This is a genomic window from Streptomyces acidiscabies, assembly GCF_020010905.1.
Classification (GTDB): domain Bacteria; phylum Actinomycetota; class Actinomycetes; order Streptomycetales; family Streptomycetaceae; genus Streptomyces; species Streptomyces acidiscabies.
This window is the reverse complement of sequence record NZ_JAGJBY010000002.1, coordinates 2,694,840-2,708,520: the sequence shown is the minus strand read 5'-3', so window position 1 is coordinate 2,708,520 and position 13,681 is coordinate 2,694,840. Positions and strand designations below refer to the sequence as shown.

Annotated in this window: 12 protein-coding genes; 3 read left to right on the top strand and 9 right to left on the bottom strand. The window is 72.6% G+C overall.

Annotation, left to right across the window (positions count from 1 at the left end; all coding sequences use genetic code 11):
- Window positions 1–128 precede the first annotated feature (128 nt).
- Window positions 129–992 (top strand): Sco1979 family transcriptional regulator, encoded by an 864-nt coding sequence (locus tag J8M50_RS38625; protein ID WP_010358019.1) that lies wholly within the window; start codon window positions 129–131, stop codon window positions 990–992.
- A 9-nt stretch (window positions 993–1,001) separates the two neighbouring features.
- Here the strand turns inward: J8M50_RS38625 and J8M50_RS38620 are convergent, their stop codons facing one another.
- From J8M50_RS38620 to J8M50_RS38590, 7 genes are all read right to left on the bottom strand, one after another.
- Complete coding sequence (locus J8M50_RS38620) at window positions 1,002–1,733, bottom strand: rhomboid family intramembrane serine protease (RefSeq protein WP_040837851.1); 732 nt, start codon at window positions 1,731–1,733, stop codon at window positions 1,002–1,004.
- Window positions 1,734–1,817: 84 nt separating this feature from the next.
- Window positions 1,818–3,665, bottom strand: coding sequence for a molecular chaperone DnaK (gene dnaK / locus J8M50_RS38615; protein WP_010358017.1), 1,848 nt, complete (start codon window positions 3,663–3,665; stop codon window positions 1,818–1,820).
- Between the two features lie 178 nt (window positions 3,666–3,843).
- A complete protein-coding gene (locus J8M50_RS38610) occupies window positions 3,844–4,269 on the bottom strand; it encodes an OsmC family protein (protein ID WP_010358016.1) in 426 nt (141 codons plus the stop codon).
- A 71-nt stretch (window positions 4,270–4,340) separates the two neighbouring features.
- Window positions 4,341–6,176, bottom strand: coding sequence for a vWA domain-containing protein (locus J8M50_RS38605; protein ID WP_010358015.1), 1,836 nt, complete (start codon window positions 6,174–6,176; stop codon window positions 4,341–4,343).
- Window positions 6,173–7,234 carry an ATP-binding protein gene (locus J8M50_RS38600; RefSeq protein WP_010358014.1) on the bottom strand — a complete coding sequence of 354 codons (1,062 nt, stop codon included), beginning with the start codon at window positions 7,232–7,234 and terminating at the stop codon, window positions 6,173–6,175. The genes J8M50_RS38605 and J8M50_RS38600 overlap by 4 nt, the downstream gene beginning before the upstream one ends.
- A gap of 89 nt (window positions 7,235–7,323) precedes the next feature.
- The gene (locus J8M50_RS38595; RefSeq protein WP_223786475.1) at window positions 7,324–9,336 is read right to left on the bottom strand and encodes an alkaline phosphatase family protein; all 2,013 of its coding nucleotides are present in this window, start codon (window positions 9,334–9,336) and stop codon (window positions 7,324–7,326) included.
- Between the two features lie 103 nt (window positions 9,337–9,439).
- Window positions 9,440–9,841 (bottom strand): hypothetical protein, encoded by a 402-nt coding sequence (locus tag J8M50_RS38590; protein ID WP_010355120.1) that lies wholly within the window; start codon window positions 9,839–9,841, stop codon window positions 9,440–9,442.
- Window positions 9,842–9,924: 83 nt separating this feature from the next.
- Between J8M50_RS38590 and J8M50_RS38585 the strand changes: the two genes are divergently transcribed.
- Both J8M50_RS38585 and J8M50_RS38580 read left to right on the top strand, forming a co-directional pair.
- Window positions 9,925–10,698, top strand: a complete 774-nt coding sequence (locus tag J8M50_RS38585) for an MBL fold metallo-hydrolase (protein ID WP_010355119.1) — start codon at window positions 9,925–9,927, stop codon at window positions 10,696–10,698.
- Window positions 10,695–11,330, top strand: a complete 636-nt coding sequence (locus J8M50_RS38580) for a DedA family protein (protein ID WP_010355118.1) — start codon at window positions 10,695–10,697, stop codon at window positions 11,328–11,330. The genes J8M50_RS38585 and J8M50_RS38580 overlap by 4 nt, the downstream gene beginning before the upstream one ends.
- On the opposite strand, the gene J8M50_RS38575 is transcribed toward J8M50_RS38580, so the two are convergent.
- The gene (locus J8M50_RS38575; protein ID WP_010355117.1) at window positions 11,327–12,382 is read right to left on the bottom strand and encodes an MBL fold metallo-hydrolase; all 1,056 of its coding nucleotides are present in this window, start codon (window positions 12,380–12,382) and stop codon (window positions 11,327–11,329) included. The genes J8M50_RS38580 and J8M50_RS38575 overlap by 4 nt on opposite strands.
- On the bottom strand, window positions 12,379–13,653 hold the full coding sequence (locus tag J8M50_RS38570; RefSeq protein WP_010355116.1) for an aminotransferase class I/II-fold pyridoxal phosphate-dependent enzyme: 1,275 nt from the start codon (window positions 13,651–13,653) through the stop codon (window positions 12,379–12,381). The genes J8M50_RS38575 and J8M50_RS38570 overlap by 4 nt, the downstream gene beginning before the upstream one ends.
- Window positions 13,654–13,681 lie beyond the last annotated feature (28 nt).

Below are 13,681 nucleotides of genomic sequence, written 5' to 3'. Positions count from 1 at the left end.
AGTGGCGTACCATATGTCACACATCATGCACCCACAGTCTCGCTCCCGTTTCTCTCTTCACCCCCGTGAGACGCACACCGGAACATGACACACTGCACACAGTTCTCGACGCGCAGGGGAGACGTGGCGTGAGTGAGCGGCGACCCGCGCCCACCGTGGGCCAGGTGGTACTCGGCAGACGGCTCCAGGAGCTGAGGGAGACGGCCGGCCTCGGCCGGGAGGAGGCGGCCCGCGCCCTGCGGGTGGCGCCCGCCACGGTCCGCCGGATGGAGACCGCCGAGGTAGCCCTCAAGATCCCGTACGTCCAGGTCCTGCTGGAGACGTACGGCGTGCCGAACGACGAGGCGGCGGCGTTCGTCATGCTCGCCGAGGACGCCAACCGGCCCGGCTGGTGGCAGCGGTTCCACGACGTGCTGCCCGAGTGGTTCAGCCTCTACGTCAGCCTGGAGGGCGCGGCGCGGATGATCCGCTCCTACGAGCCGCACTTCGTGCCGGGCCTCCTCCAGACCGAGCGCTACGCGCGCGCTGTCCTGGAGGCGGGGACGGTCGGGCACACCACCCCGGAGACCATCGAGCGGCACGTCACGCTGCGCATCGCCCGCCAGTCCCTCCTGGAGCGCGACACCCCGCCGCACCTGTGGACCGTCATGGACGAAACGGTACTGCGCCGCCCGGTCAGCATCGACGGCTCGGTGATGCGCGAACAGCTCGACAGGCTCCTGGAGTTCAGCCGGCGCGACCGGGTCACGCTCCAGGTCGCCGAGTTCGCTGCGGGCCCCCACCCGGGGACGTACGCGCCGTTCTCGCTGTTCCGCTTCGCCGAACCCGAACTCCCCGACATGGTCGTCACCGAGTACCTGACGGGCGCGCTGTACCTCGACTCCCGCAAGGAGGTCTCGGCGCACCTCGAAGTCCTGGACCACATGACGACGCACGCGGCGTCGGCGCAGCGTACGCAGGACATCCTGCGCGAGATCCGCGACAGTTACTGAAACCGGTTGCTACAACAACCCCAGGTCCTTGAGTTCCTTGTGCAGGTCGGCCCGTGAGCCGTCGGCCGGCGACGCGGGCAGCTCGCCCTTCGTGCCGCCCCCGCCGGTCACCGAGGGCGTCGTGGGAGCGCTCGGCCCGCTCTTCGGCGCCTTCGCCCTGCGGTCCCGCAGCAGCCACGCCCCGAGCAGCCCGCCGACGAGCCCCCCGAGGTGGCCGAGCCAGCTCACGCCGGGCGTGCCGGGGACGGCGACCGTGAGGAGGTACGCGAACGACGCGCCCATGACGAGGCCGACGAGGCTGTCGATCAGGTGCCGGTCGAAGAGGCCGCGTACGACGACGTACCCGAAGTAACCGAAGATCAGCCCGCTCGCGCCGACGGTGGAGACGCGGTCGGCCTCGAAGAGCCAGACGGTCGCGCCGCTGACCACGGCGACCAGCCCGGACAGCACGAGGAACTTGGCGACGCCCCGGTACGCGGCGAGGAACCCGAAGACGAACAGCGGGCCCGAGTTGCTCTCCAGGTGGTCCCAGTTCCAGTGCAGGAACGGCGCGGTGAGGATGTGCGTGAGGGAGCCCGCGTCGCCGGAGACGATGCCGTAGTCGCGGGAGAGGGCGTAGTCGTCGGCGAAGTTGGCGAGCTGGATCGCCCAGACGACGGCCACGAAGGCGAACATCACGAAGAACGCCTTGCGCGCCTCCGCGATCATCTGCTCGGCGCCGACCTGCTCTCTGGTGGCCATGACCACTCCCCCTGTTCGTACCTCTTTCGGCCACTGTACGCATGCGCGGGGGGATTTCCCCAGCCGCGTTTCCGTAGGCGGTTTCTACGCTGCTCCGCCTTTTTTCTCCTGTTCGTCGTCGATGATCTCGGCGTCCACCACGCCGTCCTCCTCCGGCCGGGACTGCGGCTCGGCCGGCTCCTGGGCGCGCGCGTACATCGCCTCCCCCATCCGCTGGCTCACGGTGGACAGTTTCTCGACTGCGGCCCTCAACTCGGCGGTGTCCGACTCCCCTTGGAGCAGCGTCTTCACCTCGTCGACCGCGCCGGTCACCTCCGCGCGGGTCTCCGCCGGGACGCTCTGTTCGTTCTCCCGGACGAACTTCTCGGTCTGGTACACGAGTTGCTCGGCCTGGTTGCGGGTCTCGACGGACTCGCGCCGCTTGCGGTCGTCGTCGGCGTACTGCTCGGCGTCGCGCATCATCCGGTCGATGGCGTCCTTGGGCAGCGCCGAGCCGCCGGTGACGGTCATCTTCTGCTCGCGGCCCGTCGCCAGGTCCTTGGCGAAGACGTGCATGATCCCGTTGGCGTCGATGTCGAAGGCGACCTCGATCTGCGGGACTCCGCGCGGGGCGGGCGGCAGTCCGGTGAGGTCGAAGACGCCGAGCTTCTTGTTGTACGCGGCGATCTCCCGTTCGCCCTGGTAGACCTGGATGCCGACGGACGGCTGGTTGTCGACGGCGGTCGTGAAGATCTCCGAACGCCGGGTGGGGATCGTGGTGTTGCGCTCGATGAGCTTCGTCATGATGCCGCCCTTGGTCTCGATGCCGAGGGACAGCGGGGTGACGTCGAGAAGGAGGACGTCCTTCACGTCGCCCCGGATCACCCCGGCCTGGAGCGAGGCGCCGAGCGCCACGACCTCGTCCGGGTTGACGCCCTTGTGCGGGTCCTTGCCGGTCAACTCCCGTACCAGGTCCGACACTGCGGGCATCCGCGTCGAGCCGCCGACCAGGATGACGTGGTCGACCGCCGAGAGCTTCACCTTCGCGTCCTTGACGGCCTGGTGGAACGGTGTGCGGCAGCGGTCGAGCAAGTCGGCGGTGAGCTCCTGGAACTGAGCCCTCGTCAGTTTCTCGTCGAGGTGGAGCGGGCCTTCCGCTGACGCGGTGAGGTACGGCAGGTTGACGGTGGTCTCGGTCGACGACGACAGCTCGATCTTCGCCTTCTCGGCGGCCTCGCGCAGGCGTTGGACGGCCATCCTGTCCTTGCCGAGGTCCACGCCGTACTGGCTCTTGAACCTCTTGACCAGGTGCTCCACGATCCGCTGGTCCCAGTCGTCCCCGCCGAGCAGGGTGTCGCCGTTGGTGGCCTTGACCTCGATGACGCCGTCGCCGATCTCCAGGAGGGACACGTCGAACGTGCCGCCGCCGAGGTCGAAGACGAGCACGGTCTGTTCGTCGCCCCGGTCGAGTCCGTACGCGAGGGCTGCGGCCGTCGGTTCGTTGATGATCCGCAGCACCTTCAGCCCGGCGATCTCCCCGGCCTCTTTGGTCGCCTGCCGCTGGGAGTCGTCGAAGTAGGCGGGGACGGTGATGACGGCGTCGGTCACCTCCTCACCGAGGTAGGCCTCCGCGTCCCGCTTGAGTTTCTGCAACACCCGCGCGGAAAGCTCCTGGGCCCGCAACCGCGACCCGTCGATCTCCCCTTGCTCGGGGAACCGCCAACTCCCGTCCCCCATATGCCGTTTGACGGACCGGGCGGTCCGATCGACGTTGGTGACGGCCTGCCGTTTGGCGACCTCCCCGACCAATACCTCCCCGTTCTTGGCGAAGGCGACGACGGAAGGTGTGGTCCGCGCCCCCTCCGCGTTGGTCACGACGGTCGGCTCCCCGCCCTCCAGCACGGCCACCACAGAGTTGGTGGTCCCCAGATCGATCCCGACCGGCCGTCCCATCGCCGTCCCCTTCCGTCCGGGTGCCTCGGACTCTCCAGCACAAAACTTGAGCGGAGGGTTGTCAAGGGGGCCTTGCCTCCGCACGCGGCGGACCTGGCCCCCCACCACACGACAAAGCGCGCGGGTCCCGAAGGAATCCCGCGCGCCCGCAAACGGCAGTAACCGCTTGCCCCCTGTTTCAGGCCGACTCGACCGTCAGCGTGATCGTCGTGCCCGCGAGCGCCTGGCTCACCGGGCAGTTCTTCTTCGCGTCCTCGGCGGCAGCGGCGAAGCCCTCCGCGTCGAGGCCGGGGACCTCACCGCGGACGGTGAGGTGGATGCCGGTGATCCCGGTGCCGGGCTGGAACGTGACGTCGGCCTTGGTCTCCAGCCGGGTGGGAGGGGTCCCGGCGCCGGTCAGGCCGTGCGAGAGCGCCATGGAGAAGCAGCTGGAGTGCGCGGCGGCGATCAGTTCCTCGGGGCTGGTCTTCCCGTTCGCGGCCTCCGCGCGCGACGGCCACGACACGGCCTGCGAGCCGATGCCGGAGGAGTCGAAGGCGACGGTCCCGTTCCCCTCGACCAGGTTGCCTTCCCAGACGGTGTGTGCGGTGCGCGTGGTGGCCACGTTGAGTCCCTTTCGCTGTCACATCGGTCCCGGTACCGGGACGTCGTACCCCTATCCGATCACACTCCACTTCACCGCACGTGGAAGACCGGCCCTCGTGGGGTGAACGGCAGCCGACGCCCTTGGGGAAGAAGGTAGGCGTGCTCCTGCCGCACGCGCAGCACATCGCACCACCCGTCGGTGATGACGAGCACGGGCGCCCCTTTGGGGAAGTCCCCGGCGCGCGTCAACAGGTCGATGCCGGGCTGGAGTTCGGTCCCGCCACGCCCGCGCACCCGGACCCGCCCGGCGATCTCGGCGACCGGCACGTACCCGGCGTCGTAGGGCGCGGCGTCGCAGAACACGACGCGCGCGGCGGGTACGTCCCGGGCCTCGGCGTACGAAGCGATCGCGCCGAGCGCCTTCCCGAGCAGCGTCCGTTCCATGGACCCGGAGGTGTCGAGGACGACGCCGAAGGTGATGGGGGTCCCCCCTGCTCGAACGGAGTTGAGAGCTTGGGGGAGGGCGACCTCCTCGGGCGGGAAGTACCGTCCGGCGCGCGGGACATCGGGGGTGGCGGCCTGCCGCCGGGAGGGCCGGGAGTACGTCCGCAGGGGTTCGGGCCGGGGCACGAACTCGTCGAACCAGCGGGCGAGTCGAGCGTCCCACGGCAGCGGCGGCTGGCTGAGCGCCCGGATCTCCTCGACCAACCCGGCGGGCAGGTACCCGCGTTGCTGCCGGTCGTGGAGTTCGAACCCCTGGCACAGCCCGCGCCGGTAGAACTCGTCGAGGTCGACATACTCGCGGGGCGCCCCGAGAGGCCCGCCGAGCATGTCGCCGAGCCCTTTCCCGCGCAGGGTCCCCAGGCGCCGCATCCGCCGCAGGTCGCCGGCGATCCGGTCGTACACCTCCTCGGCGGACAGCCCCGCCAACTCGGCGTCGTACAGCAGCCCTTGGGGCATGACGCCGACCTGCATCTCGTGCAGCCAGGCGTTGACGACGTAGTCGCAGGCGACGTTGAAGAGGTACGGGTCGCGGGGTCCGCACCGGTCGCCGTGGCGCAGGGCGGCGTGCAGCATCTCGTGTGCGAGGACGAACCGCCATTCCTCGTCGTCGAGTTGGCACAGGGGGTTGATGTAGATCTCCCCGGCCTCGGCGTCGACGGCGGCGACGGATATGCCGTGGGCGCGGGCGAGTTCGGCGTCGGCGACGAGGGTGATGCCAGCGGCGATGCCGCCGAGCAGGGGGTAGGAGGAGATGAACCAGCTCAGCGCCCGGTGCCAGGGCCGCAGGGGTTCCCGCTCGCCGGTGACGCTGTCGCGCCGCCCGCCCGCGACGTCCAGGGCGGCGCTCATCGTACGGGTGAGGGCCTGCGCGAACTCCGGCTGCCAGTCCGGGGGTTGGGTGTACTTGTCGCCCCAGGTGACGAGCACCTGGTCGGCCTCGGAACCGGCCGTGCCGCAGCGGTCGTAGGCGGGCGGAATCCCGTCGCGCCGCCAGCGCGCGGCGAGTTGCTCCTCGTCGCCGTCGGGATAGGTGGGCGGCAGATCCTCGGGGGTGCGGCCGACGGGGAACGTGAGCAGGAACCGGTTGACGACGGCGCAGCGCGCGGCGAGGTCGAAGCGGTCGGGCTGGACGCGTTCGCCGCGTGCGGCGGGTACGTGGCCGAAGCCGAGGTGGAGGGCGGTGTGGGCCAACGCCCAGGCCCAGTCGGCGGGTTCGGCGAACCGGGCGGGGTCGGCGTGGGCGACGCCGTCGGACCGCACGCGCAACAGGCCGTCGCGGGGCGCAAGTCGGCAGTCCTGATGCCGACAGGTGCTGAGCGGCACGGAGTTGAGCGCCGGGTTGGCCCGCATGAGCCGCATCCCCTCGGTGAACGCCTCCCCGGCGACGTCCCGCTTCTTCTTCTGCCGCCCGCCCCGGCTCACCCCCGCGCCTCGACGAGCCGGGGCATGTCGCGGGCCGCCTCGACGAGGAACCAGGACGGCAGGAGAGGGTTGCCGTCGGCGTCGGAGGCGATGACGCCCTGGGCGATCTCCACGGAGATCTCGGCGAGTTGGACGAGCAGCGCCTTCGCGCGGTACGCGGTCTGGCGGCCGTTCGCCGACATGTGCTCCTTGTTCGCGGGGAGTTCCTTCACGAGCCGCTCGCGGAACGACTCGGCGAGGAAGTACAGCAGGTCGCGGTCCTCGACCCGGTGCGGCCAGCGGGCGTCGCCGCGCAGGACGGCCTCGATGCCGAAGCGGCTGCGCACGATCTTGACGTACCCGCTGAACGCGGTCGCGTGCGCGGGCGTCAGCGTGCCGTGCGCGAGGACCTTGAGGGTCTCCTCGTCGAGCCCTTGGCCGAAGGAGTGCAGGGCGTCGGAGAGCATGTGCCAGGAGCGGGGCGTGGAGAACGGCTCCTCGGTCTTCGGGGGCTTGGACCAGAGGTGGTCGGGGCGGTCGGTGAGGTGGTCGAGGATCCACGGGTGGATGCCGGCGCCCGCCGCCCAGGCCAGCCAGTCCTTCGCGGACACCTCAAGGTGGACGTGCGCGAGGCGGTTGACCAGCGCGGACGAGATGGGGCGGGCGAGCGCGTTGTCGGTGGCGCGGTTCCCGGCGCCGACGACGATCGAGCCCTCGGGGAGTTCGTAGTTGCCGATGCGGCGGTCGAGGATCAGCGAGTAGAACGCCTTCTGCACGTCAGGGGTGGCCGCGTTCAGCTCGTCCAGGAACAGGCAGTACGGCTCGTCGCGGGCGATCGTCTCCGGCGGGCAGAACACCGAGCGGCCGTCCCGGATCTGCGGCACCCCGATCAGGTCCTCCGGGGCGAGCTGCGTACCGAGCAGGCTCACGCACTCCAGTCCCAGCGAGGCGGCGAACTCCCGTACCAGGGAGGACTTTCCGATGCCGGGCGCACCCCACACGAACACCGGCCGGACGGTGGCGAGGCCGAGGAGGAGTTCGGGGAGACGGGCGGGGGTGATGGTGACGGCTGCTTGCACGAGGACAGTGTGGGTGGGTGCCGCGAGGGTTCGCAGCTTATTTTCGGCTTGTACGACTATGGCTCGCTCGGCGTACCGCGCCCCCGCGCCTACGCCGCCTGCCGGTCCTCGTCCGTGTCCTGCACCGGCACCTGCGGCCCGTTCGCCTCCCCGAGCCAGCGCCGCAGCACCCGGTGCACCTGCTCCGCGCCCACCAGTTCCTCCCCCTCCCCGACGGGCTCCGACAACGCGCGCGGGGACATCAGGAACGGCTTCCCCTGCGCACCTCCGAGCCCTCCGTGCGACCCGATCTGCTCCTCGAAGGCGAGCACCTCCCCGTCGGCCGGTTCGTGGAAGGAGTTGACCATCACGTCGGCGGTGTGCGGGAAGCCGTGCGTCCGGCGTACGGCGTCGGCGGCGCCGCGTCCGAAGGCGGCCAACGGCCCCCGGCAGTCGGTGAGTTCGGCGACCGGGATCTCCGCGCCGTACGCGCCGAGGACGACCCCGCCGTGCTCGGCGCTGGCCACCAGCAGGAAGCCGACGCCGGGGTGGTTCGCGAGGGTCGTCAGCAGCGCGGGGTGGCGGGCGTCGATCTCCTCCTTGGTCATCCGGTGCGGGACGTCGGGGAAGGAGATCAGGCCGAGGTTCCCGGAGGCCAGCACGATCGGTTCGGAGCGGCGCGCGGGCCGGTGGCGCTCGCCGCGCTCCTCGACGGGCCGGCGCAGCGCCGCGCGGACGGCGGCCCGCGCCTCGGCGCCGCTGTGCGTGCGCTCCGCGCGGCGCGAGACGGGCAGTCCGCAGCCGGCCCGGACCAGGTCGCCCAGGGTGAGGCCGTAGCGCGCCTGGAAGGTCTCGCCGGGGCTCTGGCCGTGGTCGGACAGGACGACGATCCGGTACGGGCGCGGCGCGTGCTCGGCGACCTTCTCGATCAGCGCGAGGGAGCGGTCGAGGCGGGCGAGGACCTTCTCGGCGTCCCGGCTGAGCGGCCCGGAGTGGTGGGCGACCTCGTCGTAGGCGACGAGGTCGGCGTACACGGACGTGCGCCCGGCGAGCATGTCGCCCATGACGGCGGCGACCACGACGTCCCGTTCGACGACCGTCGCGAACGCGCGCACCAGCGGGTAGAGGCCGCCGCGCTTCACGCGCGGGCGCTTGCGGCGTACCCGCGCGCGGGTGGACTGCCCGATCTCGCGGCCGACCTCGGCGACGAACGACAGGACCGTGCGTACGGCGTTGGCGGGGTCGGAGAAGTAGGCGAAGTACCCGGCGCGGGAGCGGTTCTCGCGCCTGCGGCGGGCGGCGACGGACAGCACGAGGGCCTGTTCGTCGGCGCCGCCGCCGAACAGGTTGCCGCGGCTCGCGCCGTCGGCGGACAGCAGGCCGGTGTCGCGGGTGCGCTCGACCGCGCGGCGCTGGAGTTCGGCGGCGCTGGTGGGGCGGTTGCAGACCATGACCTCCCGAGTGTCCTTCTCGTACCAGCGGAAGGCGGGGATGTCGTGGTTGGAGCCGTGCAGGATGCCGAGCTGGCTGGCGCCGGTCTGGCTGGACCAGTCGGTGCGCCAGGGGGTGAGGCGGTGGCTGCCGCCGTCCGTGTCGAGCCAGCGGGCGACGGTCGGCATGAGACCCGTGTACGCGGCCGTGTGCAGGAGGTCGTGGCCGACGCCGTCGAACTGGAGGAAGACCGTCCCGGGCGTCTGCGGGCTCGCGGGGCCGCTGCGCCGGCGGCGGTCGGCGAGGCGGTAGAGGCGGCGACGGTAGGCGTCGTCGTCGCGGACCGCGAGCGCGCCGCCGGTCGCGGAGGCGACGGCGGACATGACGGCGGCGACGATCACGGCGGTCTCGGGGGCGGCGGCGCCCTGCGCGGACGGGTTGACGCGCAGCGCGACCAGCAGCAGCGAGCCGTTGAGCGCGAACACCAGCAGGCCGAGGACGAGCGCGGGGACGAGCAGCAGCAGCCGGACGAGGACGGGCCAGGCCAGCGCCGACAGCACACCGAACACACCGGCTCCGGCGCCGGCGGTGACGGCGATGCGGGTGGCGCTGTCGCCGTCGTTCGAGGTGAGCCGGAAGTCGGGGAGGATCCCGGCGAGGATGAGCATCGTGAGCGTGGACGCCGCCCACACCGTGACGCTGCGCCCGATCTGACTGGCGATCCGCCGCCAGTGCCCTCCGCTCTTCACGGTTCCACCCTGTCACACGCCACTGACAACGCCGTCCGCAAGCCGCCTACCGGCCGTCGTACCCGGCCGTCGGCATGGACAGCCTGCGGTGGACGCGGGCCTTCATCTGGGCGTCGTACGCGGGTTCCGCGCCGCCCACGGTCTCCACCCGCACACCTCGGCGGGCGCACTCGGCGGTGAACTCCTCGACGGAGGACAGAGCGCTCTCCAGCACGCGCGCGCTGGGGGCGACGAACAGATCGGCGCCGGGGTGGACGCCGTCCCACAGGACGCAGTGGTCGGCGCGGAGTCCGCTGACGACGAGTTCGCGGACGACGGTGTAGCCGTGCTCCTCGGCCCAGCGGGCGCAGATGGCGTGCTGGGTGCGGGAGTCCACGAGGAAGGGGTCGTCGTCGAGCTCCTGAAGCGGCGTCAGACTCGCGATCGCCGTGACGCGCACCGGTCCCATGGCGCCCCCTCACCTCTGGGTTTCGCCGCCGACCCTACTCCTGCCCGTAGGCTTCGGGGGAGTCGCGCGAAGGAGGCAAAGGGGTGCCGGTGGAGATCACCTGGTGGGGTCACGCCACCTGCACGGTCACGGATTCGAACGTGCGCCTGCTGACCGACCCCCTGTTCGCGCGCAGGCTGGCGCACCTGAGGCGGCGGCGGGGCGCGACGCCCCCCGAGGATGCCTTGCGCGCGGACGCGGTGCTCGTCTCCCACCTGCACTCCGATCATCTGCACATTCCCTCGCTGGCGCGGCTCGCGCCGGGCACGCGCCTGCTGGTGCCCCGGGGTGCTCCGCGCGCCGTCCCGGGTCTGCGGCGCCTGTCCCACCTGGACGTCACCGAGGTCGCGCCGGGTGACGAGACGGCTGTCGGGCAGGTGCGCGTGCGCGCGGTCCCGGCGCGGCACGACGGCCGGCGACTGCCGGTGGGCCCCCAGCGCGCGCCCGCGCTGGGGTACGTCGTGGAGGGCGCGGCGCGGACCTACTTCGCCGGGGACACGGGGCTGTTCGAGGGGATGGCCAAGGAGGTCGGGCCGGTCGACGTGGCGCTGCTGCCGGTGGGCGGCTGGGGCCCGTACCTCGGGGAGGGTCATCTGGACGCGGGGCGCGCGGCCGAGGCGCTCGCGCTCCTGGGGCCGCGCAGCGCCGTTCCGGTGCACTACGGCACGTACTGGCCGATCGGGATGGACGCCGTGCGCCCCCATGAGTTCCATGCGCCGGGTGACGAGTTCGTGCGCCTGGCCGCCGAGCGCGCACCCCATGTCACGGTGCACAAGCTGGCGCACGGGCAGAGCGTGCGCCCGGAGGTCGCCCGGTGAGCTGGTGGTGGCTGGCGGCGGACGCGTCGACCGGGGCCACCGAGTCGACACAGCAGGCGATCGGGTATCCGACGCTGTTCCTGCTGGTGCTGCTCGGGGCGCTGGTGCCGGTGGTGCCGACGGGGGCGCTGGTGAGTTCGGCGGCCGTGGTGGCGTTCCATCAGACGGCGCCGTTCGCGCTGGCGCTGGTGTTCGTGACGGCGTCCTTCGCTGCGTTCTGCGGGGACGCGGCGCTGTACTGGCTGGGGCGGCGCGGGATGAGGTCGAAGAACGGCTCGCGGTGGCTGGCGGCGATCCGCGCGCGGGCGCCGGAGGAGAAGCTGGCGCAGGCACAGGCGCGGCTCGCCGAGCACAACATCGCCGTCCTCGTCCTGTCCCGGCTCGTCCCCGCCGGGCGGCTCCCGGTGATGCTGGCGTGTCTCCTCGCGGACTGGCCGCTGCGGCGTTTCGTGCGGGGCAACCTGCCGGCCTGTCTCGCGTGGGCGGTGACCTACCAGCTGATCGGCATCCTGGGCGGTTCGCTGTTCCCGGAGCCCTGGGAGGGTGTCGTCGCGGCGGTCGCGCTGACCGTGTCGATCAGCGCGGCGCCGGTGCTGTGGCGGCGGCTGCGGGGGCCGTCGCGGGCGCACTAGGCCAGCAGCCCGGACCCCCCGATCGGCAGATCCCACAGGTCCGCGCGGTCCAGCCCCGCCGCCTCCCAGGCGGCCCGCACGCGCGTGAGGGGTTCCAGGACGGGTTCCGCCGACAGCACGAACGTCCCCCAGTGCATCGGCGCCATCCTGCGCGCGCCGACGTCCCGCGCGGCGCGTACGGCCTCCTCGGGGTCGCAGTGCACGTCGCTGAGCCACCAGCGCGGGTCGTAGGCGCCGATCGGCAGCAGGGCGAGGTCGATGCCGGGGTAGCGCTGGCCGATGCGGGAGAACCAGTGGCCGTAGCCGGTGTCCCCGGCGAAGTAGACGCGCCGCCCGTCGGGCGCGGTGAGGACCCAGCCGCCCCACAGGGACTGGCAGGTGTCCGTGAGGGTGCGCTTGGACCAGTGGTGGGCGGGCACGAAGTCGAAGCGCACACCGGAGAGTTCGGCGGCCTCCCACCAGTCGAGCTCCGTCACGCGCGTGAAGCGGCGCCGCCGGAACCAGACGCCGAGCCCCGCGGGCACGAACACGGGCGTGTCGCGCGGGAGGCGGCGCAGGGTGGGGGCATCGAGGTGGTCGTAGTGATTGTGGCTGATGACGACGGCGTCGACCTTCGGGAGGGTCTCCCAGGGGACGCCGACGGGGGTGATGCGCGCGGGCGTGCCGAGGATGCGGCGCGACCAGACCGGGTCGGTGAGGACGGTGAGCCCGCCGACGCCCACCACCCAACTGGCGTGTCCCGCCCAGGTGACGGCGATCGTGCCGGCGTCCACGCGGGGCGGTGCGCCGGGGGTGACGGGCAGCCGGGTGACGTCCGCGAGGCCCTGTCTGCCGGGGCGCACGGAGCCCTCGCGGGCGAAGCGGGCCATCGCCTTCAGGCCGGGCAGCGGCGCGGTCAGCCGGTCGTGGAACGCCCGCGGCCACACCCTGCGCTCGCCCAGCGGCCGGGGTTCGGCGAGCGGCGGGTACGGGGGCGCGAGGGAGGAGGGGTCCGCCGGGACCGTGCTGTCCCGCGTGGTCGTGGCCGCTGCCGACTCGGACTGCTGCGTCATCGAGGCTCCCATCGCTGAGCGTCGCTCCGGAGGCCGTCGAAGACCGACCTCACGAGGGTCAACGTGCGGTGCACGTGTGGCAGTTCCAACGGCGAGGGTGACGTGAGGCATTCCGCCCGTTCGGCGTCCGTCGCGCCCAGCAGGGCGTCCGTGGACAGGCGTACGCGCAGGGCGCCCAGGTCGTCGCCGAACCGGTGGCCGCCGGGCGCGGGCATGCCGAGCCGTCCGGTGAGGTGGTCCTCCAGCTCCTGGGCGTCGCCGACCCCGCGCGCGGCGAGCGCGGAACGCAGGGGGCCCAGATCGACGTACACATGACGCCCCGCGCGCGGGGGCCGGGACAGTGCGCCCGCCGTGACGGCGATGCCGTGCACGGCGTCGGCCACGCGCGCGTGGAGGCTGGCGACGGCCTGTACGCGCGCGGTGACCTCGTCGGGCTCCTCCAGCGCGCGGGCGGCGGCTGCCGCGACCGGGGTCGCGACGCGGGCGCCGAGTGCGGTGAGGACGTCCAGCACGCGCGCGGGGAGGTCGGTTCCGGCGGGGAAGCGGGCGGTCGCCACGGGCCAGCCGGCCGGCAGCAGCGCGCCCGCGAGGTCGCTGACGACGGTGACCTTGTCCGGGAGCATCTCGGCGGGGCTGACGAACACCGTGTCGTGCGGGGCGTGGACGGTGTCGCGCCAGGTCTCGTCGCTGACGAGGTGCAGGCCGGCCCCCTCGGCGGCCTCCACGGCCTCGTGCACGGCCTCCGGGGGCGCGACGGTGGCCGTGGGGTCGTCGGCGGTCGACAGCACGAGCAGACGCGGCTCCCCGCCCTCCTCGCGGACCCTGCGGACGGTCTCCAGGAGCGCGTACGGGTCCGGCACTCCCCCGCACTCGGCGGGCGTCGCGACATGGAACACCGGCCGCCCCAGCAGCCGCGCGTACGGCGCCCACCAGGCCGCGCAGGGCCTCGGCACCAGCACGTCCCCGCCGAGGGCGGCGGTCAGCGCCAGCAGCAGGGCGGGCGCACCGGGAGCGACGGCCACACGCGCGGGGTCGGCATCGATGCCCCGCCGCGCCCAGTACCCGCATGCCGCTTCCCGTATCGCGACACCGCCGCCGACGGGCTCAACACCCGCGCGCGAGGCCACGGAGGCCAGGGCATCGACGAGAAACGGCAGAACGGGAACTCCGTCACCGGGGAGGGGCGGACCGTAGCGGACGGGGCCGTGGTCCTCGGGGCGGGCACCCGCGCGGGAGCCCGACTCGGAGCCGCCCTCCCGGCCTCCTCTCACCCCTGAGCCCTCGCCGCCCCGGCCGTCG